Source organism: Janthinobacterium sp. 61, assembly GCF_002846335.1.
Taxonomy (GTDB): Bacteria; Pseudomonadota; Gammaproteobacteria; order Burkholderiales; family Burkholderiaceae_D; genus Janthinobacterium.
Genome location: NZ_PJMQ01000001.1, coordinates 2,971,169 through 2,996,864, shown reverse-complemented (window position 1 = coordinate 2,996,864; position 25,696 = coordinate 2,971,169). Strand labels below are relative to the sequence as shown.

Below are 25,696 nucleotides of genomic sequence, written 5' to 3'. Positions count from 1 at the left end.
GTGGTATTGTGACTTGATTCTAGTGCCATCATTTCATCCTCCACCAGCGATACTTTGTTTTGTTATTACAAATCTGTTGTAACTGTTGTTTCCTGGTTGACTATCTTTTGTTCAGCGCCTGGCTTGCCTTGCGCTGGTGCGCAGTGCCCCGTTCAGGTGCTCGCTTGCACCATGCCGCCCACCAGGATTTCCCCGGGGCTGTATTGCACGTCGATCAAACAGGGTTGCTGCGTCACGTGGCCCTGATGCAGGCGCAGCGACTGTTGCAAATACGCTGCCAGCGCGCCCGCCGCCACGCCCGTGGCGCTGTCTTCCAACGCCGGGTCGAGGTGGTTGAAGTTGCGCCCTTCGTATGTGTTCTCGCCCGTGCGGCAATACGCATAGCAGCCGTTGACCTTGTGCAAGGCGCTCCAGTCGGCGATCAGTTCCAGGTTCGGCCGCAGCGCGCGCAGGGTGGTGAGGTCTGCCACTTCCAGCAGCAGCTTCGGACTGCCGACCGAGGCGATCACGGGCGGCGACAGCAAGTGCATGTGCTGGCCCATGAGTTCTGACGGGATATACTTTTCCACCATGACGGCAGGCGAGGGTTGCGGCGCCAGGCCAATAAATAATCCATGCGACATACCTTCCGCGCGGCGCACCAGCAGCAAGGCTTGCCCGCGCATGGCCGTGCTCACCGTCAGGGTTGCCGGGGCGCAGGGCGCCGTCAGCAGCACATGTGCGGCCGCCAGGGTGGCATGCAGGCACAGGGGGCTGCGCGTGTGCGGATAAAAATAGTCGAGCACGATGCCGCCGTCCGCTTGCCGGTCGATGAAGACGCAGGCGCTGACCTGGCGTTCGCGGGCGAACTGCTGGCGCGCCGTTTCGCTGCCATGGTCGTTTTCCACGACCAGCGCCGTATTGCCGCCACCGGGGGCGGCGCCGAAACATTTCAAGAGATGAACGATCATGGTGGAGACGATGCAAGGTAAAACATCAGCATAAACGATAAGCCCGATCCAAGATGCGTATAATATACTGTGTTTATATACAGTATTGAGGTAGATCATGTGGGGCGCAGTCTTACCCGAGTATGCTGAGTTGTATTGCCTGAGCAATTTCAGCTTCCTGCATGGGGCCTCGCATGCGGAAGAGTTGGTGGCGCGCTCTGTACAGCTCGGTTACAAGGCGGTGGCCATCACGGACGAATGTTCGCTGGCGGGCGTCGTGCGCGCCCATGCGACAGCCAAGCGGGCCGGTTTTCCCCTGATTATCGGCGCGCATTTTCATTTGACGCAGGCCGACGGTAGTGCGGCGCTGTCCTTGCTGGCGCTGGTGCGGGATCGCGACGGTTACGGCAATCTGTCGGAACTGATCACCATGGCGCGCACGCGGGCGGCCAAGGGGCGATATTTGCTGACGCCCGAAGATTTCGCCGTGCCCTCGCCCGAGTTTGCCCATTTGCAGGGTTTGCCCGGCTGTCTGATGATCTTGCTGCCCGGCTATCCGGCCCAGCCGGAAGCCGTGCGCGCACAGGGAGAGTGGATGGTGGCCACCTTTGGCAGCGAGCGCAGCTGGATCGGCCTGAATTTGCTGCAGCGGGCGCAGGATGACGCCCACCGCAGCGCCGTGCAGGACACCGCGCAGGCGCTGGGCTTGCCCGTGGTGGCCGTCGGCCATGTGTGCATGCATGTGCGTTCGCGCAAGCCTTTGCTCGACACCCTGTGCGCGATTCGCGTGGGCAAGCCGGTGGGCGAGTGCGGCTATGCGCTGGCGCAAAATGCCGAGCAGCATCTGCGCGCGCGCTTGCGCCTGGCCAATGTGTATCCGCCGCAAGCGCTGGCGGAAACCGTGCGCATCGCCAGGATGTGCACATTTTCCCTCGACAGCTTGCGCTATGACTATCCCGACGAGCTGGTGCCGGACGGGCACACGCCGGCGACGTATCTGCGCGAGGAAACGTATGCGGGCGCGCGCATCCGCTTTCCGCTGGGTATCCCGGCGAACGTGCAGCAGCAGATCGAGCACGAGCTGCAACTGATCGCCGACCTTTCCTACGAGCCGTATTTTTTGACCGTGTACGACATCGTGCGCTTTGCACGGGGGCAAAACATCCTGTGCCAGGGCCGGGGCTCGGCCGCCAACTCGGCTGTCTGCTATTGCCTGCACATCACGGAAGTGGACCCTGCGCGCGGCAATTGCCTGGTCGAGCGCTTCATGTCGCGCGAGCGCAACGAGCCGCCCGATATCGACGTCGATTTCGAGCACCAGCGGCGTGAAGAGGTCATTCAATATATCTACGGGAAATATGGCCGCGAGCGGGCCGCGCTGGCGGCCGTGGTGATCAGCTACCGGCCGAAAAGCGCCTTGCGCGACAGCGGCCGGGCGCTGGGGATCGACCTGGCCATCGTGGAAAAGGTGGCCAAAGCGCATCGCTGGTTCGACGGCAAGCGCGATCTGTTGGAGCGCCTGGCCGAATGCGGGCTGGACCCGGAGGCGGAATTGTCGCAGCAGTGGGCCAGCCTGGCGCAGCAGTTGCTGGGATTTCCCCGGCACCTGTCCCAGCATCCGGGAGGCTTTGTCATCGCGCAAGGCAAGTTGTCGCGCCTGGTGCCCATCGAAAACGCCAGCATGGCCGAGCGCAGTGTCATCGAGTGGGACAAGAACGACCTCGAGGAGCTGGGCTTGATGAAGGTCGACGTGCTGGCGCTGGGCATGCTGTCGGCCCTGCGCCGTGCCCTGGAACTGGTGAGTGCGCGGCGCGGCGAGGAATTCCGGATGCAGGATATTCCCGGCGAAGACCCCGCCACTTACGACATGATGTGTCAGGCGGACACCATCGGCGTGTTCCAGATCGAGTCGCGCGCTCAGATGAGCATGCTGCCGCGCTTGCGTCCCCGTGAATTCTACGACCTCGTCATCGAGGTGGCGCTGGTGCGCCCCGGCCCCATCCAGGGCGGCATGGTGCATCCGTATCTGCAGCGGCGCCAGCAGAAGGAAGCGGTCGAGTTTCCGAAGGGCCTGGAAAAGGCGCTGGGACGCACCCTGGGCATCCCGATTTTCCAGGAGCAGGTGATGCAGGTGGCCATCATCGCCGCCGATTTTACGCCCGGCGAAGCGGATCAGTTGCGGCGCGCCATGGCGGCCTGGAAACGCAAGGGCGGCATGAACAATTACCATGACCGCATCGTCGATGCCATGGTGGACAATGGCTATGAGAAAGAATTTTCCGAGGCCATCTTCAGCCAGATCGAGGGTTTCGGCGAATACGGTTTCCCCGAGTCGCATGCGGCCAGTTTTGCCCTGCTGACGTACGCCAGTTCCTGGCTGAAATGCCACGAACCGGCTGCCTTCCTGTGCGCCTTGCTCAACAGCCAGCCCATGGGCTTTTACAGTCCCTCGCAACTGGTGCAGGATGGTCGTCGGCATGGCGTGCAAGTGCTGCCCGTCGACGTGGCCGTCAGCGGCTGGGAGGCGGCGCTGGAGGAGCGGGAAGGACAGGGAGGGCAGGGCGCCGCGCCCGCCGTGCGCCTGGGCTTGAACAGTCTGTTCGGCATGCGCGTGGAGGCGGCCCGGCGCATCGAGGATGCGCGTTCCATCGCCGCCTTTCTTGACGTGGCCGACCTGGCCCGGCGTGGCAGCCTGGACCGTCATGACTTGCAGGTGCTCGCTGCCGGCAACGCGCTGCACGCGCTGGCTGGCCACCGGCGCGAGGCGCTGTGGCAGGCGGCCGGCGCCGTGCCCGACAGGGACTTGCTGCGCGCCACCACACAAGAGGAAGACTTGCCCGTGCTGGCCGCGCCCACGGAAGGCGAGAGCATCGTCAGCGACTACCGCGCGCAAGGCCTGACCCTGGGCCGCCACCCGCTGGCGCTGCTGCGCAAGTCATTGCTGGAGCAGCGTTTCCTGCCCGCCGCGACGCTTGCCAGCTACACGAATGGCCAGCTGGCGCGCGCCTGCGGCATCGTCACCGTGCGCCAGCGGCCGGGCACGGCCAAGGGCGTGATCTTCATGACCCTGGAAGACGAGACGGGCACGGTCAACGTCATCGTCTGGCCCGACCTGGTGGAAAGCCAGCGGCGCGAAGTGTTGAGCGCGCCCCTGCTGGGGGTGTACGGCGTGTGGCAGCGCGAAGGGCAGGTGCGCAACCTGGTGGCCAAGCGCCTGGTCGACATGTCGCATCTGTTGGGGCGTTTGCGCACCAGCAGCCGCGATTTCTGTTGATACTTGTCAATATCGTCCAGACGGTGGCATGATTATCATCATGACTACTTTACCCGAACCGACACTGCGTCCCGCTCTGGTTGCCGATGCGCCCGCCATCGTTGCCCTGATCGATGACCTGATGCCCTTTCTGACTCTGCACCCGGATGGCGCGGGGGCGGAAAAGTTCATCGAACACTGCCGCCAGCCGGCCATCGAAAACTATTTGTCGCTACCGAATTACCATTACCAGCTCGCGCATATCGATGGCGCGCTGGCCGGCGTGGTGGCCATGCGCGACAACACGCACCTGTTCCACATGTTCGTGCCGCGCGCCCTGCACCGGCGCGGCATGGCGCGCCGCCTGTGGCAGGCCGCCCGCGCTGCGTCGCTTGCCAGGGGCGGCGTGACGGCATTTACCGTCAATTCATCGGCCTACGCCTTGCCCCTGTATGAAAGCCTGGGCTTTGTCGCCACGGGACCGAAGGTGGAGACGGGCGGCATCGCGTTTGTGCCGATGCGCATGGAGCTGTAAAAATAAGCCCGAGCCCAAAGCCGGGTCAGACCCGGCGGGTCAGACCCCAGTTTTTGCTTGCGGGCTTATTACCAGCGCACGATCTTGCCCGGATTCATGATGTTCTTCGGGTCCAGCGCGTGTTTCAAGGCGCGCATGGTGTCGATGGCCCCTTCGCCATGTTCTTCCATCAGGAACGCCATCTTGTGCATGCCCACGCCGTGTTCGCCCGTGCAGGTGCCGTCCATGCCAATGGCGCGCGTGACCATGTCGCTGTTGACCTTTTCCGCGCGGGCGATGTCGGCGGGATCATTTGGGTCGACCAGCATCTGCACGTGGAAATTGCCGTCGCCCACGTGGCCGATGATGGCGTAGACCAGGCCTTGCGCTTCGCAATCGGCCTTGGTGGCCAGGATGCATTCGGCCAGGCGCGAAATAGGCACGCAGCAATCGGTGGAAATGGCGCGGCTGCCGGGGCGCATCTGCAGCAGGGCGAAATACGCGTTGTGGCGCGCGGCCCACAGGCGCGAGCGCTCTTCGGGGCGGCTGGCCCATTCGAAATCGCTGGCGCCGTGCTCCGCCGTGATGGCTTGCACCAGTTGCGCCTGCTCGGCCACGCTGGCCGGCGTGCCGTGGAATTCAAACAATAACAATGGCTTTTGCGGCAGCGCCATCTTGTCGTAGGCATTGATGGCCTTGACGCCATTTTCATCGAGAAACTCGACCCGCGCCACGGGCACGCCCATCTGGATGGTCTGGATCACGGCGTTGACGGCTTCGCCCGTGCCGGGGAAGGAGCAGACGGCCGCCGAGATCGCTTCCGGCAGCGGATACAGTTTCACCGTCACTTCCGTGATGATGCCCAGCGTTCCCTCGCTGCCCACGAACAATCGTGTCAGGTCGTAGCCGGCCGACGATTTTTTCGCCCGCGTGCCCGTCTTGATGATGCGGCCATCGGCCGTCACCACCGTCAGGGCCAGCACGTTTTCGCGCATGGTGCCGTAGCGCACGGCGTTCGTGCCCGAGGCGCGCGTCGCCGCCATGCCGCCCAGCGATGCATTGGCGCCCGGGTCGATGGGGAAGAACAGGCCCGTGTCGCGGATTTCCTCGTTCAGCTGCTTGCGCGTCACGCCTGCCTGCACGGTGGCCGTCAAGTCTTCATGATGCACGGCCACCATGGCGTTCATTTGCGACAGATCAATCGTCACGCCACCATGCAGGGCCAGCACGTGGCCTTCGAGCGAGGTGCCACTGCCATAGGCGATGATGGGTACGTCGTGCGCACTGCACAGCTTGACGGCGGCCGCCACTTCTTCGGTGGAATGGGCGAAGATGACGGCGTCCGGTAACATGGGGGGATAGCTGGACTCGTCGCGGCCATGGTGCTCGCGCACGGCTTGCGTCATGGAAAAGCGGTCGGCAAAGATCAGGGAAAGTACGGCAGCAAGGGATGCGGGCAGCGGTTTTTTCAGTACCGCCAACTGGTCAGTTTGATTCACGCTAGTCCTCCGTTTTTTTTATTCTACTCCGCGCCCTGGGATTTCACCGAGGCACTATATTGATTTTTTGCCTGGTGTAAAAAAATTGCAGGGTATGCCGTGCATTGATTGTAAATGAGAATCATTTCTATTAAAATGTCCGCCAGTAGTTATTTTGCAATGCGAGCTTCAACCCGAAAGGCCATGCCATGAAATTCCCCCTGTCCCTCGCCGCTGTCCTGCCCGCCTGCATGCTGGCGCTGAGCGCCTGTAGCAGCGTCGCACCGTTGGCCAACACGACAGCCGCGTCCGCTTCTGCGCAAGACGTGCGCCAGGTGGGGGAGATCGTCGACCTGCGCAGCGGCCAGCGCCTGAGCGCCGAACAATTGCTGTCCCAGCTGGCCGCCGCTCCACGGCTCATCATCGGCGAACAGCATGACCAGCTCAGCCATCACCAGATCGAGCAATGGCTGGTGCAGCAATTGCAGGGCCAGCGTCCGCAAGGCAGCGTGCTGCTGGAAATGCTGAACCCGGACCAGCAAGCCAGGGTGGACAAGCTCAAGCCGTGGCTGCAGACGGACCCGGTCGTGCGTCCCGAACACGTGACCGAGATGCTGGCCTGGCAACCGAGCTGGAAATGGGAGCAATATGGCGAGCTGGTGATGACGGTGATGCGTGCGCCGTATCCCGTCTGGTCGGCCAACCTGGACCGCAGCGAGATAAAGCAACTGTTTGTCGACCGGCCGGCCGTGCAGGGCAAGCACTCCAACCTGGCCAACGATGGCAAGGTGCATGACAAACTGAAAGACATCATCCGTGTCATGCATGACAACCAGATTGACGCACCGCGCCTGGCTGCCATGTTGTCGGTGCAGCAGCAGCGCGACCGCCGCATGGCCGAGCGCCTGCTGGCCGCGCCCGCGCCAGCCGTGCTGATCGCCGGCGCCTACCATGCGCACAAGGACCTGGGCGTGCCGCTGCACGTGCAGGACTTGACGGGCGGCCCCGCGCCGCTCGTGCTGGTGCTGGCGCAGCGCGGCGCCACGGTGCTGGCGTCCCAGGCGGACTTTGTGTGGTTCACGCCGGCAGTGGCAACTGCCGTCGCCAGTGCCAAATAGTTCCTGCATGTCCGCCGGGCATTCAGCCCGGCACTCTCCCCCAGCAAGCGCCTCGATGGCAGCCAGGTGGTTGGTCCGATTTTTTGCAGGCGCATGCGCGCCTGTCGTACACGCGCGAAAAGACCAGCCAGCCTACCGCGATCGCCAGCGCGTGGTTTGGCGCGTGCGACATCAGTGAGCTGCCCAGCACGTATCTTGCGCCTGTCGGTGCAAAACGCCATAAACAAGAATTATTTGGAAGCGCTGAACCGTCTGAATTCGATGCCGTCGCAGTCGAACGACAATACGCCGATGAGTACGGCGCGGGGAAGGACGTATGTGGCGGGGCTGGAGTACCGGTTCTAATTTAACGCTGGGGTCAGACCCGGCGGGTCTGACCCCAAATTAGGCCAGCGTTTAATACTCGCGTGGTGTCGTTCCGTAGTAACTATGGATGGAATTGGCCCACGTGGTATCGGCCATGTTCGGCCAGTTATCCGTGTCGAAGCCGGGCGCGTTTTCGATGCGTTCCTTGTCGACGTTGAGGGTGAAGCGCTTGTTGACGGTGTCGAGCAGCAGCGCTTCCCAAGGCACGGCGAACAGCTTTTCGCCGATGGTGAAGACGCCGCCGTGCGACATGACAGCATAGGCGATCTTGCCGCTGCGCATGTCGATCATGATTTCCTTGATTTCGCCCAGGTGTTCATCCTTGGCGTTGTGCACATGGTCGCCGATCAGGGTGTCGGCGCCCATCAGTTCAGGGCCGGGGCCTTTGTGGCCGCGGTTGACATACATGCCGTAGGCGTCGCGTTCTTCGTAGCTCATGATGTACCTCCGTTGAAAAATCCCAGTTTGCGGCCGGAGCGCGGCAGGGTCTGTTCGCTCTCCCACACAAAGTATGGAGTTGGAAATATTTCAATTATTGCCATTGGGTAATTTTGTGGTGCGTAGACCGCAGGAGCGGGGCGATAGTCGGCATTTGGCGCAAATTTCCACGCGTGGGGAGCGCCGCAGGCGGGCTTTAGTGTATAATTTCAATTTCCCGCACGTGCCGTTCGGCACCATCTGCAATGACCAAATTTGTCTTCGTCACTGGTGGCGTTGTGTCTTCCCTTGGAAAAGGGATTGCCGCCGCCTCCCTCGCCGCGATCCTCGAATCGCGCGGCCTTAAAGTCACCATGCTCAAGCTCGACCCGTATATCAACGTCGATCCTGGCACGATGAGCCCTATGCAACACGGTGAAGTATTCGTCACCGATGACGGGGCCGAAACCGACCTCGACCTCGGTCACTACGAGCGCTTCATCTCCACCCGCATGAAAAAGGTGAATAACTTCACCACTGGCCAGATCTATGAATCGGTGATCCGCAAGGAACGCCGGGGCGAATATCTGGGCAAGACCGTGCAGGTGATTCCGCACATCACCAATGAAATCCAGGATTACATCCGCCGTGGCGCCGAAGGCTACGACGTGGCCCTGTGCGAAATCGGCGGCACCGTCGGCGATATCGAATCGCTGCCATTCCTGGAAGCGGCGCGTCAGCTGAGCCTGCGCGCCGGCCGCAAGAACACGGCCTTCGTCCATCTGACCCTGGTGCCTTACATCGCCTCGGCCGGTGAATTGAAGACCAAGCCGACCCAGCATTCGGTGCAAAAGCTGCGTGAAATCGGCATCATGCCAAACGCATTGCTGTGCCGCGCCGACCGCGCCATCCCGGAAGACGAGCGTGCAAAAATCTCGCTGTTCTCGAATATCGAAGAGCAGGCCGTCATCTCCGTGTGGGACGTCGACACCATCTACAAAGTGCCGCAGATGCTGCACGACCAGGGCCTCGACAAGATCATCTGCGACGCGCTGGACCTCGATCCTGCACCGGCCGACCTGTCGATCTGGAGCAAGCTGATCTATACGATGGAACACCCGAAGGCGGAAGTGACCGTCGGCATGGTCGGCAAGTATGTCGAGCTGACCGAGTCGTACAAGTCGCTGATCGAAGCGCTGCGCCACGCCGGCATCCACACGGAAAGCCGCGTCAACATCGAGTACATCGATTCGGAAGAAATCGAAACGACGGGTTGCGACAACCTGGCCAAGTACGATGCCATCCTGGTACCGGGCGGCTTCGGCAAGCGCGGCGTGGAAGGCAAGATCAAGGCGGCTCAGTTCGCCCGTGAGCACAAGATCCCTTACCTGGGCATCTGCCTGGGCATGCAAGTGGCCCTGATCGAATACGCGCGCAACAAGGCTGGCATGCCGAACGCGAATTCGACCGAGTTCGACCTTGATACGGATCAACCTGTCGTTGCACTGATCAATGAGTGGCAAAACCACGATGGTAAAGTCGAGTTGCGCGATGAAAACTCGGACCTGGGCGGTACCATGCGCCTGGGCGCGCAGACCTGTGCCGTCAATCCGGGCACCCTCGCTGCCGAGATCTACGGCAGCGTGGTGACCGAGCGTCACCGCCATCGCTACGAAGCCAATAATCACTACCTGGCCCGTGTCGAAGCGGCTGGCATGATCGTGTCGGCCCGCACGCCGAGCGAAGATTTGTGCGAAATCATGGAATTGCCACGTACGGGCGACAATGCCCACCCATGGTATATGGGCGTGCAATACCATCCTGAGTTCAAGTCGACGCCACGCACCGGCCATCCCTTGTTTACCTCGTTCATCAAGGCAGCGTTGGCGCACAAGGAAGCCAACGCCGCTGCGGAATAACGCGGGTCGATTGCGACAGTATTACCCGTAAGACAGCTCCCGGCCAGATGGTTCCCGCCGGGAGTTTCTTTGCCCCCTTTGTGCAATTGCGCATCAGTACGCAGTGTGCAGCCCCTGTTACGCTTAACTTTGGAGAATGACATGAGTGCTATTGTTGATATTATCGGTCGCGAGATCCTGGACTCGCGCGGCAATCCGACCGTCGAATGCGATGTGTTGCTGGAATCGGGCGTGATGGGCCGTGCGGCCGTGCCGTCGGGTGCCTCGACCGGTTCGCGTGAAGCCGTGGAATTGCGCGATGGCGATGCCAAGCGCTACTTCGGCAAAGGCGTGTTGCAAGCATGCGAAAACATCAACACCGAAATCTCCGAAGCCATCATGGGCCTGGACGCCAATGAACAGGCTTTCCTGGACCGTACCCTGATCGACCTGGACGGCACGGAAAACAAATCGCGCCTGGGCGCCAACGCCATCCTGGCCGTCTCCATGGCCGTTGCCAAGGCTGCCGCCGAAGAAGCGGGCTTGCCGCTGTACCGCTATTTCGGCGGTTCGGGCGCCATGCAGATGCCAGTGCCGATGATGAACGTGATCAACGGCGGTGCGCATGCCGACAACAACCTGGACATCCAGGAATTCATGATCATTCCCGTGGGCGCCCCGTCGTTCAAGGAAGCCGTCCGCTACGGCGCGGAAGTGTTCCACACGCTGAAAAAGATCCTGCACAAGAAGGGTCTGAACACCAACGTGGGCGACGAAGGCGGTTTCGCGCCATCGCTGGCCAATCATGAAGAAGCCATCAAGCTGATCATCCAGGCCATCGAAGAAGCGGGCTACGAGCCAGGTACGCAGATCGCCATCGGTCTCGATTGCGCCGCGTCCGAGTTCTACAAGAACGGCAAGTACGAGATGGAAGGCGAAGGCCTGAGCCTGACGGCCACCGAGTTCACCAACCTGCTGGCAACCTGGTGCGACAAGTACCCGATCATCTCGATCGAAGACGCGATGCACGAAGGCGACTGGGACGGCTGGGCGATCCTGACGGCGGAATTGGGCAAGAAAGTGCAACTGGTCGGCGACGACCTGTATGTCACCAACACCAAGATCCTGAAAGAAGGCATCTCGAAAGGTATCGCCAACTCGATCCTGATCAAGATCAACCAGATCGGCACCCTGACGGAAACCTTCGCCGCCATCGAAATGGCCAAGCGCGCCGGCTACACGGCCGTCATTTCGCACCGCTCGGGCGAAACGGAAGACTCGACCATCGCCGATATCGCCGTGGCCACGAACGCCCTGCAGATCAAGACCGGCTCGATGTCGCGTTCGGACCGCATGGCCAAGTACAACCAGCTGCTGCGTATCGAAGAGGACCTGGGCGACATCGCCAGCTACCCTGGCCGCGATGCGTTCTATAATCTGAAGTAAGCTGATGTAAAACCCACTGGCCGGCCGGAGATATCCGGCCGGTTTTTTAACTGAATGTCCCATGCGCCTGATTACGCTCGCCCTGGCAGCCCTGCTGCTGCTGATCCAATTTCCCCTCTGGCTGGGTAAAGGCGGCTGGCTGCGTGTTGCCGACATGGAAGCCCAAGTGGCGGTGGCCAATAAGAAGAACATGGAATTGAAGGCGCGAAACGCCAAGCTCGAATCCGAAGTGCGCGACCTGAAAGATGGCACGGGCGCCGTCGAGGAGCGTGCCCGCTATGAGTTGGGCATGGTCAAACAGAATGAGATTTTCGTGCAGATCGTGCGCAAGGGACAAACCCCGCCACTGCTGGAAACGCCGGTGGACGCTGCTGCGCCACACTAAGGGTGTACTAACTTTCCCACTTGCCAGCCTGGACCGATTGCCAGGCTGACATATCATTACTACCTTGTATTGCTACTCTGTACTGCTGCACACGACTGGCCGCATGGCGCGGCGTGCTGCTTTTGCCTTGCTGCTTGCTGATCAGAAACGGGCTTTGCCGGTCGAGATCAGGTAGAAATGGATGCCGGTGACCACGACGGCCACGGCGATCAGTGCGGTTTCGAGAAATATCATAAAAGTTCCTTTTAAATTAGTAGTGCCTGAATAGCCTAAAAAACGTCCAGGGCAAGGCGCCAAGCGGCAGGCAGTACGAACGTACCGCAAGGCGCAGGCAACGCCGCCATGAACGTTTTTTAGCCGCGCGAAGCCAGGAAGCGCAGTTCCGAGGCCAAGTTCGGCATCAGGTTTTCGTAACGGGCCGCTTCCGAGTTCAGCAAGGCGATGTCGCGCTTGCTTGGGCGCACATAGCGCTGTTCTTCGGTATGGCTGGTGGTCGTGGCGATGACTTCCTTCTGCGCCAGTTCGCTGTACGGCTTGGAAGCGAGCAGGGCGCCCAGGAAGGCGCGCGTGGCGCGGCCCAGGTTGCTGAAATAGTTGTCGTCGTTGCTGTAGGTGTTGGTAAAAGTGGACATATGCCCTCCATGAATGGTCTGTTGTTGCATTGCACAATAATGGAGTTCGCGATATATGTCTAATTTCAAATTCCAATTTCAGTAATTCAAGAAACGCATAATAAGGGCGTCGCCGCTGGCCACGCCCTCAAAATGAATTTGTTACGAAATGTTTATCCGGCGGCGATGCGTCCCAGGCCCGGATCATCGCTGAAAAAGCCGTCCAGTCCCGTTTCGATATAGCGCCGCATTTCCGCCACGGAACCCGCTTCATTACGCGCATTTTCGCCATTGCCATCGCGGAAATCGGCTGCCAGGAAACGGTTTTCCGGGCGGAAGGTCCAGGTGTGCAACAGCAAGCCGGCCTGGTGCGCATCGTCGACGATGGTCGTGGGCGCGGCCAGGCGCTGGTCGGCGCCCAGCGGGATGACGCCCCGCGTGGGCGGCGCCACCACGTCCGCGTAGGCAGCGATGTCGCGCAGGCCGGCCGGCGTCGTCATCTGGCCGAAGGTCAGCTTGCCACCGGCTTTGACCACGTCCATCGGGCGCACATCGCCGCCCACCACCAGTTGCATCAGGCGCACGTTGGCGCGTCGTCCCAGCTTCTCGCGCAAATATTTCAGATTCGCCACTTCGAAGGACTGGATCTCGATGGGCGCGCGGCGCGTGTATTCGTGCGCCAGCATCGTCGAGAGGAAACGGTCTTCCAGCGCCAGGCCCGCATCGCGGAAATACGTCGAACTTTTCAGCTCCGGCACGAGGCCGATGATGCGTCCGCTGGCGGCAGATTGCGCTGCAACAAAATCGATGATTTCTTCCCAGGTGGGAATCTGAAATTGTCCATCGTACAAGGTGTTGCCGGTGCGAACTTTCGGCAACCGTTCGATGGCGCGCAGTGTTTTCAGTTCCGCCAGCGTGAAGTCGTCGACGAACCAGCCCTCGTGCCATTCGCCATCGACCATCTTCTTGCCGCGCCGGCTGGCAAATTCAGGACGGCGCGCCACGTCGGTGGTGTCGATCAGATTGCTTTCGTGACGCGCCACGAGGATGCCGTCGCGCGTGGCCACCAGGTCCGGCTCGACATAGTCGGCGCCGTCGAGGATGGCTTTGGCGTACGAAGCCAGCGTATGCTCGGGGCGCAGGGCGCTGGCGCCCCGGTGGGCGAACACCAGTGGGCGGCTGGGGGGCGTGGCCAGCAGGCCGGCGGCAAAGCCGGGCGCGGCGGCCAGGGCCAGGCCGCCCACGGCCGCCTGGACGAAGTTGCGGCGGGAAAAGTGCCGATGCGGGAGGATAGGCTCGCGCATCAGAAGTCCGCCGTCAGGGTCAAAAAGCCCTGGCGCGGGGCGATGGGGAAGGTGTTGTAGGTCTTGTCGGCCGCACCCACCACCACGTTCAGCGAACCTTCGCGGTTGGCCAGGTTGCTGACGTTCAAGCGCCAGCGGGGGTTTTTCAGCCAGCTGGCCATGGCCGGCAGCTTGCCCGACACGCCCAGTCCCATCAGGAAATAGCTGGGCACGGACAAATCGTTGGTGTATGTCGCGTAGCGCTTGCCCACATAGTCACCCGTCAGTTGCACTTCGATATCGCCAAAGGTGGCCGAGGCCACGAACTTGTTCAGCCATTCCGGCGAACCGGGTACGTTCTTGCCGGCCGTCAATACCAGCGCGGCGCCATTGCTGTAATTGTCCGCGTACTGCGAACGGTTGTACGACAGGGCATTGTAGAACGAAAAATTGTTGCCAAAGTGCACGGTTCCAGCGATGTCGATGCCGTCCGTACGCACGCTACCCACGTTGGCCAGCACGGGGTTGCCACCGATGATGGAGGAAATCACGGGCGTCGGGCTGATCTGCAGCAAACGGTTGCTGAAATCGACGTGGTACACATTGACCTGGCCATCGATGGCCGTGATGGCGCCCAGGTTCAGGGCATGGCTGCCGCGCACGCCCACTTCATAGGTGAGGGCCGTTTCCGGCTTGGCGTCGCGCTTGAACAGGTCGAAGGCGGCCTGGCTCGACAAGCTCCATGGCGAAGCGCCGCCGCCGCCATAGGTGACGAACTGGCGCATGTTTTTCTGGATATTGAAGTAGAGTTGGTCTTGCGGCGTGAAGTCCCAGCGCGCGCCCACTTGCGGCAAGAACCATTTTTTCGTGTTGATGGTGCCGACCGGCAAGGCCGTCGAGCCGCCGGAAATGGCGCCCAGGGCCGGCTGCACGGGAAATTGGCCATCGGCAAACTGCAGGCTGGACTTGAAGCCGGCCTGCAGGGCGATATCGGGACGGATGCGCCACTCATCCTGCAAGTGCAGCTGCACCACCTTGTTGTCGATCTCGCTGCCGTACTGCGTGATCAAAGGATTGCTGGGGCGGTCATACGGCGAAGTGGGATTGTTGACGTCCAGCGCATACCAGCGGCGGTAGGCGGACGAGCGGTTCTGCTCCAGCCACAGGCCCGCTTCCAATTGATGCTCGCCGATTTCCTTGCGCAGCGTGGAAATGAAGCCGCCCCGCTTGATGTCGTATTCCGTGGTGCGCACGGCGTAGCCCGAGTTGCCGAACACCTGTTTCAGGTTCTGTTTCGGGTAGTACACGCTGAACAGGCCAGGCAAGCCGGCCACGCCGATGGGACCGGCCACTACGCCCGCGCCGTCATCCTTGTGGTAATACACCTGGTTCGCCCAGGTCGTGCCTTCGCCCAGGTTGGCGTCGAACTTGGCGTAGGCCAGGTAATCGGTGCGCTGCGCATCGCTGTAGTAATTGCGGTAATTGTTGCCGTCGGCAGCAGGCGTGGCGCCCGTCGGCGACAAATAATTCAGGGCCGCCTTGAAGTCCGGGTACAGGAAGGGGCGCGTGTACGGCGCGCTCTTCTCCCCGGCCACGTGCACGGTGCTGTCTTCGTTCGGCTCGATCTTGTCCGAGTAATTGAAGAACAGGGTCAGCTTGCCCGCGTCGCTGCGGTTGACGTATTTGGCATTGAACTGATCGCCGCCCTGGCGCGCATCGAAGTCCCAGGCCCGTGCTTCGTGGTGCAGGATGGAAAAGTAGGCGCTGCTGCCGTCGCCAAAGGCGCCCGTGTCGTAGCGGGCAAACGTGCGCGAAGTGCGGTGGCTGCCCACCGTTTGCTGCACGCTGGCACCCTGCGTGGCCAGCGGGTCGCTGGAATAGGTTTCGATGGTGCCACCCAGGTTGCTGGTCGAGGCCGTGGCCAGGTCGCCTGCGCCCGACGACAGCACGACGCTGCGCACGTTTTCGCTGATGACGGCGCGCTGCGGCGACAGGCCGTTGTAGTTGCCGTACTGCTGGTCGCCCAGCGGCACGCCATCCATGGTGTAGCCGAGTTGCTGGCCGGAGAAACCATGCACGAACAGCGACAGGTTCTGCTCGTTGTTGCCCCATGGGTCGGCCGTCTGGAAGCTGACGCCAGGCAAGGTTTGCAGGGCTTTCAGGGGATTCGTGCCTGGCAGGATTTTCTGGATTTCATTCTTGCTCAAGGCCACGGAGGAGCGCGTCTTGCGCGAGGAAATCTCCACGGTGGTCATGGGGGTATTGTCGTCGGCTGCAGCAGCCGTTGCAGCGGCCATGTCGGCGGCGGCGGACGCCACGGCCGCGGCCGCGGCCGTTTGGGCCAGCGCTGGCAGGGAGAGGCCTGCGGCGCACGCGCCCAGCAAAACATGGAAGGAATGGCGGCGCAGGGCCAGCGTCAAGTGGGTATTCATCATCAGCCTGTGGAAAGTGGAAAGTAATACAAGCTGCGCAGCGTAACGGCGGCGCGTGACGGGCTGATGACGAACTGATGACGGAACGATGACAGTGGAAACAATTGCGCCGCCTGAAAGGCGGCGCGGAAGGATGATGGCGAAACTGTAATGCTTGCTTGAGCTTAGTTAATGCTCGCTGCCGGAGGAATCAAGACTTCGGCCGGCGCATCCGTGATGAACAGCTGCGCGCAATCGACCTTGTCGAATTCGTAGTGCTGGCCGCAGAAATCGCAGTTCACACCCACCTGGCCCACTTCGTCCAGGGTGCTGTTGACTTCTTCTTCGCCCAGCATCTTGAGCATATTGCCCACTTTTTCGCGCGTGCAGCTGCAATGGAAGCTCGGGTGCAGCGGGTCGAAGACGCGGATCGTTTCTTCCCAAAACAAGCGTTGCATCAGTGTATCGATGTCGGTGGCCAGGATTTCTTCCTCTTTCAGGGTCGACGCCAGCATCACGGCGCGGTGCCACGTGTCCAGTGCATCTTCTTCCGAGACGGGCGTCGCTTCGGCCTTGCCGCCATGGTGGGGCAGCTTTTGCAGCAGCAGGCCGCGCGAAACGCTGTCGTCCGTGGCCAGCCACAAACGCGTGTCGAGCTGCTCCGAACGCAACATGTAGTTTTCGATCACGGTGGCCATGTCATCGCCGTCCAGCGGCACGATGCCCTGGTACGGTTGCTGGCCCGGCACCTTGTCGGCCGGGTCCAGGGTGATGATGAAGCGGCCCTTGCCCGTGGCGTTGAGCAATTGCGGCACGGTGGCGACCTCGGCAATGGTGGCGTCCGGGTCCAGCTTGGCCGTGGCGCGCAGGCGCAGGTCGGAATCGCACTCGACCACCATCAGGCGCACGGGACCGTCACCATGGATTTGCATGATGATGGAGCCGTTGAATTTCAGGTTGGCCGACAGCAGGGCGGCGGCAGCCACCATTTCGCCCAGCACTTTTTTCACGGCAGTCGGGTAGGCGTGGCGCGATACCACTTCCTGCCAGGTGTGGGAGACGTCGATGAACTGGCCGCGCACGGCGGCGTTGTCGAAAATAAATTTTTGCAGGGTATCCTGGCCGCTAACGGCTGCGCTGACTGCGCCCGTGGTTTCAGTCGTCATTCTCTTATCCAATCTTCTTGAGTTGCGTATTAAATAGCTGGCCGCGCTGCACATAGTTCACGGCGTTGCCTTGTAGCCTGGTGATATCGTCTGCCGTCAGGGCCCGCACGGCTTTTGCCGGTGAGCCGATGATTAGCATATTGTCGGGAAATTCCTTGCCTTCCGTGACCAGGGCGCCTGCGCCGACCAGGCACCCTTTGCCGATCTTCGCGCCATTCAGGATCACGGCCTGGATGCCGATCAGGGCACCATCGCCAATCGTGCATCCATGTAACATCGCCTGGTGGCCGATGGTCACGTTCTGGCCGATGTCCAGCGGGTAGCCCGGGTCCGTGTGCAGTACGGCGCCTTCCTGCACATTGCTGTTGGCGCCCACGGTGATGCGTTCATTGTCGCCGCGGATGGTGGCGCCGAACCATACGGAGGTGTTCGCTTCCAGGGTCACCTTGCCGATCACGTTGGCCGTGTCGGCTACAAAAGCGGAAGCGTCAATCTGTGGCGCCTCGGCGCCCAATTGGTAGAGTGTCATCGTTAGCCTGTGGCGGTGGTGGAAGCGCCGGGCTGGGCCGGACGCGGGAGTTTTACTTACTTGCTTAGCTACTATGTACGCTATTTTACGCTGTTGCAGGGCAAGTCCTGACGCCGTGCGCTAATCCGGTATAATTATCGAACGGTCGTACTTTTATGCCGCACTATCTACAGACACAGCATGTGGCGCCATCCGCGCCACTTTCAAGGCAGGCAATGAGATGAAACCCATGAAACTTTCCCGTTCCGAATTCATCAACATCCGCGGCGCCCGCACGCATGTACGCCATTGGGGCCGCGAAGGCGCGCCCATCCTGTTCATGGTGCACGGCTGGATGGACGTGGCCGCCTCGTTCCAGTTCGTCGTCGACGAGTTAGCTGGTGACTGGCACGTGATCGCGCCCGACTGGCGCGGCTTTGGTGTGAGCGACTACACGCAATCGGACACCTACTGGTTCCCCGACTACCTGGCCGACCTGGACGCCATGCTGCTGCACTATTCGCCGGATGCGCCCGTGAACCTGCTCGGTCACAGCATGGGCGCCAATGTGGCCGGCCTGTATGCGGGCGTGCGGCCCGAGCGCATCAGCCGTTTCATCAACCTGGAAGGCTTTGGCATGATGGCGACGAAGCCGGAGCAAGCCCCTGGCCGCTACGCCAAGTGGCTGGACGAATTGCGCGAGCCGCCCGTCATGCGCAGTTATCCCTCGCAGCGCGCGGTGGCCGAGCGCCTGCAAAAGACCAATCCGCGCCTGCCGGATGACCGCGCCGCCTTCCTGGCCGAGCACTGGTCGGCGCAGAACGAGGCGGGCGAGTGGGACATCATGGGCGACCCGCAACACAAGCGCGTCAATCCCATCCTGTACCAGGTGGAAGAAGTGATGGCTTGCTGGCGCCGCATCACGGCGCCCGTGCTGTGGGTGGAGGCGATTGACACAAATATGTGGCAGTGGATGGGGCCGAAGGAAGAGGCGCGCATCGAAATCGACCGGCGTCTGGCCTGCATCAAGGATGTGCGCTGCGAGATGATGCTGGACGCGGGCCACATGCTGCACCATGACCAGCCGGCGGAGCTGGCGCGCCTGGTGGAAACCTTCCTTGCGCAATAATGCGCTGGCGCAACTGTGTCGCTAACGCGACTTCCATATCGGGCAAGCAGCGTACAATGAAAACTTCTTTCATGCTGAGCCCGTGCAGGGTATTGTTTTCGTATGCTTAAAGTCGACCTGCATTGTCATTCGAATATTTCCGACGGCGTGCTCGCGCCCGCTGCCGTGGCCGCCTATGCACGCAAGGCCGGCGTCGATGTGTGGGCGCTGACGGACCACGATGAAGTGTCCGGCGTCGCCGCCGCGCGTACGGCCGCGCTGGACCTGGGCATGCGTTTCGTGGCCGGCGTGGAAATATCCATCACGTGGGCCGGCCAGACCGTGCACATCGTGGGCTTGCAAGTCGATGAAAACAATCCAGGTCTCGTACAGGGCTTGCACCAGACACGGTCCGGGCGCGACGCGCGGGGCCGGGAGATCGCTCGCCAGCTGGATCTGGCCGGCATCCCCGATGCCTATGAAGGGGCCTTGAAATTTGTCGGCAACCCGGATCTGATGTCGCGCACGCACTTTGCCCGCTACATCGTGGAAACGGGGAAGTGCGCAAACATCCCTGACGTGTTCAAGAAATACCTGTCGGAAGGCAAGCCGGGCTACGTCGAGCACCGCTGGGCGACCCTGGCCGAAGCGGTGGGCTGGATACGCGGCGCGGGCGGCGTGGCCGTCATCGCCCATCCGGGCCGCTACCGCTTCAGCGACATGGCGCAAGGCGTGCTGTTCGATGAATTCAAGCAGCTCGGCGGCGTGGCCATCGAAGTCGTCACGGGCAGCCACAGTCCGGACCAGTATCCCGAATACGCGCAGCTGGCCAACGCTTACGGATTCCTCGCCTCGCGCGGCACGGATTTCCATGCGCCGGGCGAGTCGCGCGTGGATTTTGCCAAGCTGCCGCCGCTGCCTGCCAACGTGACCCCGATCTGGCACGACTGGTTCTAAGGCACGGCCAGCCTGCGCCTGCTGGGCGGGCTTGAAAAGTCGCGACCGCATACTTATCTTTTAGTTATTATTGTTTTTCGGAGCCATCGCCCATGAAACGTATCGTCCTCTTTATCGCAACCAACCTGGCCGTGATGCTGGTGCTGTCGCTCGTCCTCAGCTTGCTGGGCGTGGGCAATCCGGCGCGGGGCAGTACCCTGAACCTGGGCAGCCTGCTGGTGTTTTCGCTGGTGGTGGGCTTCACGGGCTCGATCTTTTCGCTGTTGATCAGCAAACCCATGGCCAAGTGGAGCACGGGCGCGCGCGTGATCGACAATCCGACCTCGTCGACCGAGTTGTGGCTGGTCAATACCGTACGCGCCTTGTCTGAACGGGCCGGCATCGGCATGCCGGAAGTGGCCGTGTACGAAGGCGACGCGAATGCGTTTGCCACGGGCGCCTTCAAAAACTCGGCGCTGGTGGCCGTTTCCACAGGCTTGCTGCAAAGCATGAACCGCGATGAAGTCGAGGCCGTGCTGGGCCATGAAATCGCCCACGTCGCCAATGGCGACATGGTGACGCTCACCTTGATCCAGGGCGTGGTCAATACCTTTGTCGTCTTCATGGCGCGCGTTGTTGGTTTCTTTGTCGACAATGTGCTGCTGAAAAATAACAACCGCGAAGGCGGTGGGCGGGGCATCGGCTATTTCGTCACCGTCATGGTGTGCGAAGTCATCTTCGGCTTGCTCGCTTCCATCATCGTGGCCTGGTTCTCGCGCCAGCGCGAATTTCGCGCCGATGCCGGTTCCGCCAAGCTGCTGGGCAGCCCGACGCCGATGATGCATGCGCTGGCCCGCCTGGGCGGCGTGCCGCCGGGCGAACTGCCCCAATCGATGCAGGCGCTGGGCATCAGCGGCGGCAATGGCGGCTGGGGCGCGCTGTTCGCCACCCATCCACCCCTCGAACAACGCATCGCCGCGCTGCGCGGCGTACAATAATGCTAACTTAACAAGCTGGTTCGCCAGAACGCTTACACATGAGTCAATTTTTCCATATTCACCCTGAAAATCCGCAATTGCGCCTGATCAAGCAGGCGGCGCAGATCATCCAGTCCGGCGGCGTCGTGGCCTTGCCTACGGATTCCTGCTACGCGCTGGTGTGCCAGCTCGACGACAAGGGCGCCGTCGAGCGCCTGCGCCGCATCCGCGGCGTGGATGAAAAGCATCACCTGACCCTGCTGTGCCGCGATTTGAGCGAACTGGGCTTGTATGCCCGCGTGGACAACCGCCAGTTCCGCCTGCTCAAGGCGGGCACGCCGGGCGCCTATACCTTCATCCTGGAGGCGACCAAGGAAGTGCCGCGTCGCCTCAGCCATCCTTCGCGCAAGACCATCGGCCTGCGCGTGCCGCAGCACCGCATCGTGCAAAGCCTGCTGGAAGAACTGGGCCAGCCCCTGCTGGGTGCGACCCTGACCCTGCCTGGCGACGAAGACAGCCTGACGGATGCCGACACGATCCGCGAACGGCTGGAAAAGCTGGTCGACCTGATCGTCGATGGCGGCGTTTGCGCGCATGGCCCCAGTACAGTGATCGACCTGACGGGGCCGGAGCCGGAAGTGGTGCGCGTGGGACGGGGCGACCCGGCCGTGCTGGGCTTGTAGCGGCTGGCGCAGGGCGCTCGATTTACCTATCTTTAATGGCAACATAAGAAAGTGCCTGGGACGCCTCTGGTAGAATCGCGGTCATGAGCGATTTCAATACGATAGTCCAGACCGTTGCGGTGTACCTGGTACCGGTGCTGTTTGCCATTTCCCTGCATGAGGCGGCGCACGGCTACGCCGCCCGCTATTTCGGCGATCCCACGGCCTCGAACGAGGGCCGGCTGAGCCTCAATCCCATCCGGCATATCGATCCTTTCGGCACGATATTGCTGCCCTTGATACTGTATTTCACGATCCAGGTACCGTTTGGCTATGCCAAGCCTGTGCCTGTCGATTTCAGCCGCCTGCGTAATCCGAAGAAGCAGATGGCCTGGGTGGCGTTTGCCGGTCCTGGCGCCAATTTCGTCATGGGCCTGGGCTGGATGATCGCCTTTGTCGTCCTCAGCGTGATGCCGCCGACGGAAATGGGCATGTTTTTCCGCAAGATGGCCGGCGCCGGCGTCAGCGTGAATGCGGCCATGTTTGTCTTTAACCTGATTCCCGTGCCGCCCCTCGATGGTGGACGCATCATGACGGGCTTGCTGCCGATGCAGCTGGCGCGTCCTTACGCCAGCATCGAGCGCTACGGCCTGTATGTGTTCGGCGCCCTGGTGCTGCTGATGTACACGGGCATCCTGAACCGCGCCCTGCTGACGGCGATCGAATTTGTGATTGGCATTTTTGTCACCCTGGTCACGCCCCTGACGGCCATATTGACTTGAAACAAGCAACTGAATGGTCGCAAATAATTGATGGAAGTACCGATGCAAGTAACTGAACCAACAATAGAAACTGAAGCGATTTCTGGCTGGGTGCGCCGCTGGGCGCCCCTGATCCCGGGCGGCGAAGTGCTGGACCTGGCCTGCGGCGCGGGCCGCCATGCGCGCCACCTGGTCAGCCTTGGCCATCCCGTCATCGCGCTCGACCACGATCCGGAAATGCTGGAAAAGGCGGCCGGCACGGGCATCACCACCTCGCTGGTGGACCTGGAGGCGCAGGGCGCCGTGTGGCCCTTCGCGCCCGGCCGCTTTGCCGGCATCGTCGTCACCAATTATCTGCACCGGCCTTTGCTCGAAGCGATGGTGGCCAGCCTGGCGCCCGATGGCGTGCTGCTGGTTGAAACTTTCGCCGAGGGTAACGAGCAGTTCGGCAAGCCGTCGAATCCGAAATTCCTGCTGAAGGAAGGCGAAATGCTGAGCTGGGCGGTGCAGCACGGCTTGCGTGTGGTAGCGTACGAGGATGGGCGCGTGGAACAGCCAAAAGCTGCTTTGGTGCAACGAATTTGTGCCGTCCGGCCGGATTTTCCACGGTTGGCAGCCTTGCTGCCGACGTTTTGAGCGGCCATACTATGTCAGAATGCACCACAGGCGCGGGCTATCCGCTACAATCGTTGTTTTATTTATCGGCGCTATAAACTTACTATGATCAAGGGCAGCATTGTAGCAATCGTCACCCCGATGCACGCAGACGGCAGTCTGGACTTTCCAGGTCTGCGCAAGCTGATCGACTGGCATATCGCCGAGGGTACGGACGGCATCGTCATCGTTGGCACGACGGGCGAATCGGCAACAGTCAGCGTGGAAGAACACTGCGAACTGATCCAGTTGACCGTCGAACATGCCAAGGGACGCATTCCTATCATCGCCGGTGCCGGAGGCAACTCCACGGCCGAGGCCATCAAACTGACGCGCTATGCGAAAGAAGCGGGTGCCGATGCTGTCTTGCAAGTGGTGCCGTACTACAACCGTCCTACCCAGGAAGGCATGTACCAGCACTTCAAGGCCATCGCCGAAGCCGTCGATATTCCCGTGATCCTGTACAACGTGCCAGGCCGCACGGTTGCCGACATGAGCAACGAAACGATCGTGCGCCTGTCCGCCATCCCGAATATCGTCGGCGTGAAAGATGCGACCGGCAACATCGGCCGTGGCATCGACCTGCTGCGCCTCGTGCCAGCCGGTTTCGCCGTGTACTCGGGCGATGATCCGACGGCCATGGCGCTGATGTTCTGCGGCGGCCACGGCAACATCTCCGTGACAGCCAACGTGGCGCCGCGCGCCATGCACGAACTGTGCGTTGCGGCCATGGCGGGTGATCGCGCCACGGCGATCGCCATCAATAACAAAGTTTTTCCTCTGCACCAGAAATTGTTTGTCGAGCCCAACCCGGTGCCCGTCAAATGGGCGATGGCCGAAATGGGCCTGATGCCGGCTGGCATACGCTTGCCACTGGTGCCACTGGCTGAAAATTGCCATGCTACCGTGCGCGATGCCTTGCGCGACGCCGGCATCCTGTCTTAAGGCCGAACCTCAAGCCCGGACTTGACCAGTCCGGACCTTCCCTGATTCCAGCTGCTACTTAGCTTCTTATCCAGTTACGACATGACTAATTGCAAGAAAAACCAATCGGCGCCTGCCACCATCGCCGTCCGCGGCATCGTCATCGGCGCCATCGCAGCCAGCCTCGCGGGCTGCGGCATGATCAGTTCGGTAGTCGGCGGCGACAAGGTCGACTACAAGTCGGTCAAGAAAGCCAGCACTCTGGACGTGCCGCCTGACCTGACGCAATTGCAGCAGGACAACCGCTACTCCCTGCCGGATGCGAAGAACGGCGTGGCGACGGCTTCCGGCTACAACGCGCAGCGCAACGCCACGGCAGGTACGCCTGTCGTCGTGGGCGCCGACGGCGTGGTGGGCGTCGTGCCTGTCACGGCCGGTGGCGTGAAGGTCGAGCGCGCGGGCAACCAGCGCTGGCTGGTCGTCAAGCAGTCGCCTGAAGTGCTGTGGCCGCAACTCAAGCAGTTCTGGGAAGATTCGGGCTTTACCGTCGCCATCGACCAGCCGACGGCTGGCATCATGGAAACTGAATGGAATGAAAACCGCGCCAAAGTGCCGCAAGACTTTATCCGCAGCACCATTGGCAAGGCCTTCGATTCGCTGTACTCGACGGGTGAAAAAGACAAGTTCCGTACCCGCGTGGAACGCCTGGCCGATGGCTCGACCGAGATCTACATCAGCCACCGTGGCGTAGAAGAGGTCGTCACGGGTCGCGACAAGGAAACCACCACCTGGACCGCGCGTCCCAACGATCCGGGCCTGGAAGCGCAATTCCTGGCCAAGCTGATGACGCGCCTGGGCGCGGCCGGCGACGAAGCGCAGGCGAAGACAGCCGTGGATGCCGCCATTGTGCAGCCGCTGCACGCCAAGCTGGTGGGCGACGCCGCCACGCCGGCGCGCGCAATCGAAGTCGATGAAGGTTTCGACCGCGCCTGGCGCCGTGTTGGCCTGGCGCTGGACCGCGTTGGCTTCACCGTGGAAGACCGCGACCGCACGCAAGGCACGTATTTCGTGCGTTACGTCGATCCGGATGTGGTCAAGAAAGATGGTTTCTTCTCGAAACTGTTCAGCTGGGGCTCGTCGTCCGACAAGGACAAGGAAGCGCAGCGCTACCGCGTCCTGGTCAAGGCCGGCAACGGCTCGACCAGCCTGGTCAGCATCCTCAGCAACGAAGGCCAGCCGGACGTCTCGCCAGTGGCCGAGAAGATCCTGGGTCTGCTGAACGATCAGTTGAAATAAGCAGGGTGATAGCGGCAGGTCGTAAAACCTGCCGCGCATTAAAAAGGCTGGCCCGGGAAACGGGGCCAGCCTTTTTAATGCCTGTGTCCGGCGTTTTATCCTGCGGATAAAACGCCGGACGTAAAAAAACCGGCCCGAAGGCCGGCTTTCTCTAGTGCTGGGTGCTAAATTACTTAGCAGCCGATGCAGCAGCCGAAGCAGCCGAAGCAGCGTCGGTAGCGGCCGAAGCGGCAGCCGAAGCAGCAGCAGCAGCGTCGGTAGCGGCCGAAGCAGCAGCGTCAGCAGCAGCAGCTGGAGCAGCTTCAACTACTGGTGCAGCTGCTGGGGTTTCAACTACTGGTGCTGGTGCAGGAGCTTCTTCTTTTTTGCTGCAAGCAGCCAGAGCAACAACCATCAGGGAGGCGATCAGCAGGGATTTTTTCATTTGTTTTCCTTAATTATTTCAAAAAATAAATCAATATTGTTGCGATGAATAATTACCGGTAATTATCGCTCGTTAGGTCGTCTTCGAAGGCTTTTCGTACCAGGTGGTGCCTGCCAGACAACGGAAACTTCCTAACCGAATATTATAGCGATTTTTGGTGCGTCGCAATAG

Annotated in this window: 23 protein-coding genes; 14 read left to right on the top strand and 9 right to left on the bottom strand. The window is 61.4% G+C overall.

Annotation, left to right across the window (positions count from 1 at the left end; all coding sequences use genetic code 11):
- Positions 1-152: 152 nt before the first annotated feature.
- Positions 153-950: a PhzF family phenazine biosynthesis protein gene (locus CLU92_RS13720; protein ID WP_101482327.1), complete on the bottom strand. Its 798-nt coding sequence runs from the start codon at positions 948-950 to the stop codon at positions 153-155.
- A 97-nt stretch (positions 951-1,047) separates the two neighbouring features.
- On the opposite strand from CLU92_RS13720, the gene CLU92_RS13715 reads away from it, so the two are divergent.
- Complete coding sequence (locus tag CLU92_RS13715) at positions 1,048-4,203, top strand: error-prone DNA polymerase (RefSeq protein ID WP_101482326.1); 3,156 nt, start codon at positions 1,048-1,050, stop codon at positions 4,201-4,203.
- Positions 4,204-4,243: 40 nt separating this feature from the next.
- A complete protein-coding gene (locus tag CLU92_RS13710; RefSeq protein ID WP_243857968.1) occupies positions 4,244-4,717 on the top strand; it encodes a GNAT family N-acetyltransferase in 474 nt (157 codons plus the stop codon).
- 68 nt (positions 4,718-4,785) lie between these two features.
- On the opposite strand, the gene CLU92_RS13705 is transcribed toward CLU92_RS13710, so the two are convergent.
- A complete protein-coding gene (locus tag CLU92_RS13705; RefSeq protein ID WP_101482325.1) occupies positions 4,786-6,195 on the bottom strand; it encodes an FAD-binding oxidoreductase in 1,410 nt (469 codons plus the stop codon).
- Positions 6,196-6,383: 188 nt separating this feature from the next.
- Here CLU92_RS13705 and CLU92_RS13700 point away from each other — a divergent pair, with 188 nt between their 5' ends.
- A complete protein-coding gene (locus CLU92_RS13700; RefSeq protein WP_101482324.1) occupies positions 6,384-7,292 on the top strand; it encodes a ChaN family lipoprotein in 909 nt (302 codons plus the stop codon).
- Positions 7,293-7,688: 396 nt separating this feature from the next.
- Here CLU92_RS13700 and CLU92_RS13690 read toward each other — a convergent pair whose 3' ends face one another.
- Positions 7,689-8,096 carry a PRC-barrel domain-containing protein gene (locus CLU92_RS13690; protein WP_099420585.1) on the bottom strand — a complete coding sequence of 136 codons (408 nt, stop codon included), beginning with the start codon at positions 8,094-8,096 and terminating at the stop codon, positions 7,689-7,691.
- A 245-nt stretch (positions 8,097-8,341) separates the two neighbouring features.
- Here CLU92_RS13690 and CLU92_RS13685 point away from each other — a divergent pair, with 245 nt between their 5' ends.
- From CLU92_RS13685 to ftsB, 3 genes are all read left to right on the top strand, one after another.
- Positions 8,342-9,994 carry a CTP synthase gene (locus tag CLU92_RS13685; protein WP_101482323.1) on the top strand — a complete coding sequence of 551 codons (1,653 nt, stop codon included), beginning with the start codon at positions 8,342-8,344 and terminating at the stop codon, positions 9,992-9,994.
- 141 nt (positions 9,995-10,135) lie between these two features.
- Positions 10,136-11,419 carry a phosphopyruvate hydratase gene (eno, locus tag CLU92_RS13680; protein WP_034750709.1) on the top strand — a complete coding sequence of 428 codons (1,284 nt, stop codon included), beginning with the start codon at positions 10,136-10,138 and terminating at the stop codon, positions 11,417-11,419.
- A gap of 61 nt (positions 11,420-11,480) precedes the next feature.
- Complete coding sequence (gene ftsB, locus CLU92_RS13675) at positions 11,481-11,804, top strand: cell division protein FtsB (protein ID WP_035821182.1); 324 nt, start codon at positions 11,481-11,483, stop codon at positions 11,802-11,804.
- 353 nt (positions 11,805-12,157) lie between these two features.
- On the opposite strand, the gene CLU92_RS13670 is transcribed toward ftsB, so the two are convergent.
- The 5 genes from CLU92_RS13670 to CLU92_RS13650 form a co-directional block, all read right to left on the bottom strand.
- Complete coding sequence (locus CLU92_RS13670; RefSeq protein WP_101482322.1) at positions 12,158-12,436, bottom strand: hypothetical protein; 279 nt, start codon at positions 12,434-12,436, stop codon at positions 12,158-12,160.
- Positions 12,437-12,588: 152 nt separating this feature from the next.
- Complete coding sequence (locus CLU92_RS13665) at positions 12,589-13,719, bottom strand: glycerophosphodiester phosphodiesterase (protein WP_101482321.1); 1,131 nt, start codon at positions 13,717-13,719, stop codon at positions 12,589-12,591.
- Positions 13,719-16,133 (bottom strand): TonB-dependent receptor, encoded by a 2,415-nt coding sequence (locus CLU92_RS13660; RefSeq protein WP_257561083.1) that lies wholly within the window; start codon positions 16,131-16,133, stop codon positions 13,719-13,721. The genes CLU92_RS13665 and CLU92_RS13660 overlap by 1 nt, the downstream gene beginning before the upstream one ends.
- Positions 16,134-16,294: 161 nt before the next feature.
- Positions 16,295-17,275 (bottom strand): Hsp33 family molecular chaperone HslO, encoded by a 981-nt coding sequence (gene hslO / locus CLU92_RS13655; protein WP_101482320.1) that lies wholly within the window; start codon positions 17,273-17,275, stop codon positions 16,295-16,297.
- Positions 17,276-17,279: 4 nt separating this feature from the next.
- On the bottom strand, positions 17,280-17,804 hold the full coding sequence (locus CLU92_RS13650; RefSeq protein ID WP_101482319.1) for a gamma carbonic anhydrase family protein: 525 nt from the start codon (positions 17,802-17,804) through the stop codon (positions 17,280-17,282).
- A gap of 229 nt (positions 17,805-18,033) precedes the next feature.
- On the opposite strand from CLU92_RS13650, the gene CLU92_RS13645 reads away from it, so the two are divergent.
- From CLU92_RS13645 to bamC, 8 genes are all read left to right on the top strand, one after another.
- Positions 18,034-18,912, top strand: a complete 879-nt coding sequence (locus CLU92_RS13645; protein ID WP_101482318.1) for an alpha/beta fold hydrolase — start codon at positions 18,034-18,036, stop codon at positions 18,910-18,912.
- A gap of 102 nt (positions 18,913-19,014) precedes the next feature.
- Positions 19,015-19,848: a 3',5'-nucleoside bisphosphate phosphatase gene (locus tag CLU92_RS13640; RefSeq protein WP_101482317.1), complete on the top strand. Its 834-nt coding sequence runs from the start codon at positions 19,015-19,017 to the stop codon at positions 19,846-19,848.
- Between the two features lie 92 nt (positions 19,849-19,940).
- A complete protein-coding gene (htpX, locus tag CLU92_RS13635; RefSeq protein WP_035821167.1) occupies positions 19,941-20,825 on the top strand; it encodes a protease HtpX in 885 nt (294 codons plus the stop codon).
- A 38-nt stretch (positions 20,826-20,863) separates the two neighbouring features.
- On the top strand, positions 20,864-21,487 hold the full coding sequence (locus tag CLU92_RS13630; RefSeq protein ID WP_101482316.1) for an L-threonylcarbamoyladenylate synthase: 624 nt from the start codon (positions 20,864-20,866) through the stop codon (positions 21,485-21,487).
- Positions 21,488-21,570: 83 nt separating this feature from the next.
- Positions 21,571-22,248, top strand: coding sequence for a site-2 protease family protein (locus tag CLU92_RS13625; protein WP_101482315.1), 678 nt, complete (start codon positions 21,571-21,573; stop codon positions 22,246-22,248).
- Positions 22,249-22,290: 42 nt separating this feature from the next.
- Positions 22,291-22,863, top strand: a complete 573-nt coding sequence (locus CLU92_RS13620) for a bifunctional 2-polyprenyl-6-hydroxyphenol methylase/3-demethylubiquinol 3-O-methyltransferase UbiG (protein WP_101484677.1) — start codon at positions 22,291-22,293, stop codon at positions 22,861-22,863.
- Positions 22,864-22,947: 84 nt separating this feature from the next.
- Positions 22,948-23,826, top strand: coding sequence for a 4-hydroxy-tetrahydrodipicolinate synthase (gene dapA, locus CLU92_RS13615; RefSeq protein ID WP_101482314.1), 879 nt, complete (start codon positions 22,948-22,950; stop codon positions 23,824-23,826).
- Between the two features lie 81 nt (positions 23,827-23,907).
- Positions 23,908-25,101, top strand: a complete 1,194-nt coding sequence (bamC, locus tag CLU92_RS13610) for an outer membrane protein assembly factor BamC (RefSeq protein ID WP_101482313.1) — start codon at positions 23,908-23,910, stop codon at positions 25,099-25,101.
- A gap of 169 nt (positions 25,102-25,270) precedes the next feature.
- Here the strand turns inward: bamC and CLU92_RS13605 are convergent, their stop codons facing one another.
- Complete coding sequence (locus tag CLU92_RS13605) at positions 25,271-25,525, bottom strand: hypothetical protein (protein WP_096237298.1); 255 nt, start codon at positions 25,523-25,525, stop codon at positions 25,271-25,273.
- Positions 25,526-25,696 lie beyond the last annotated feature (171 nt).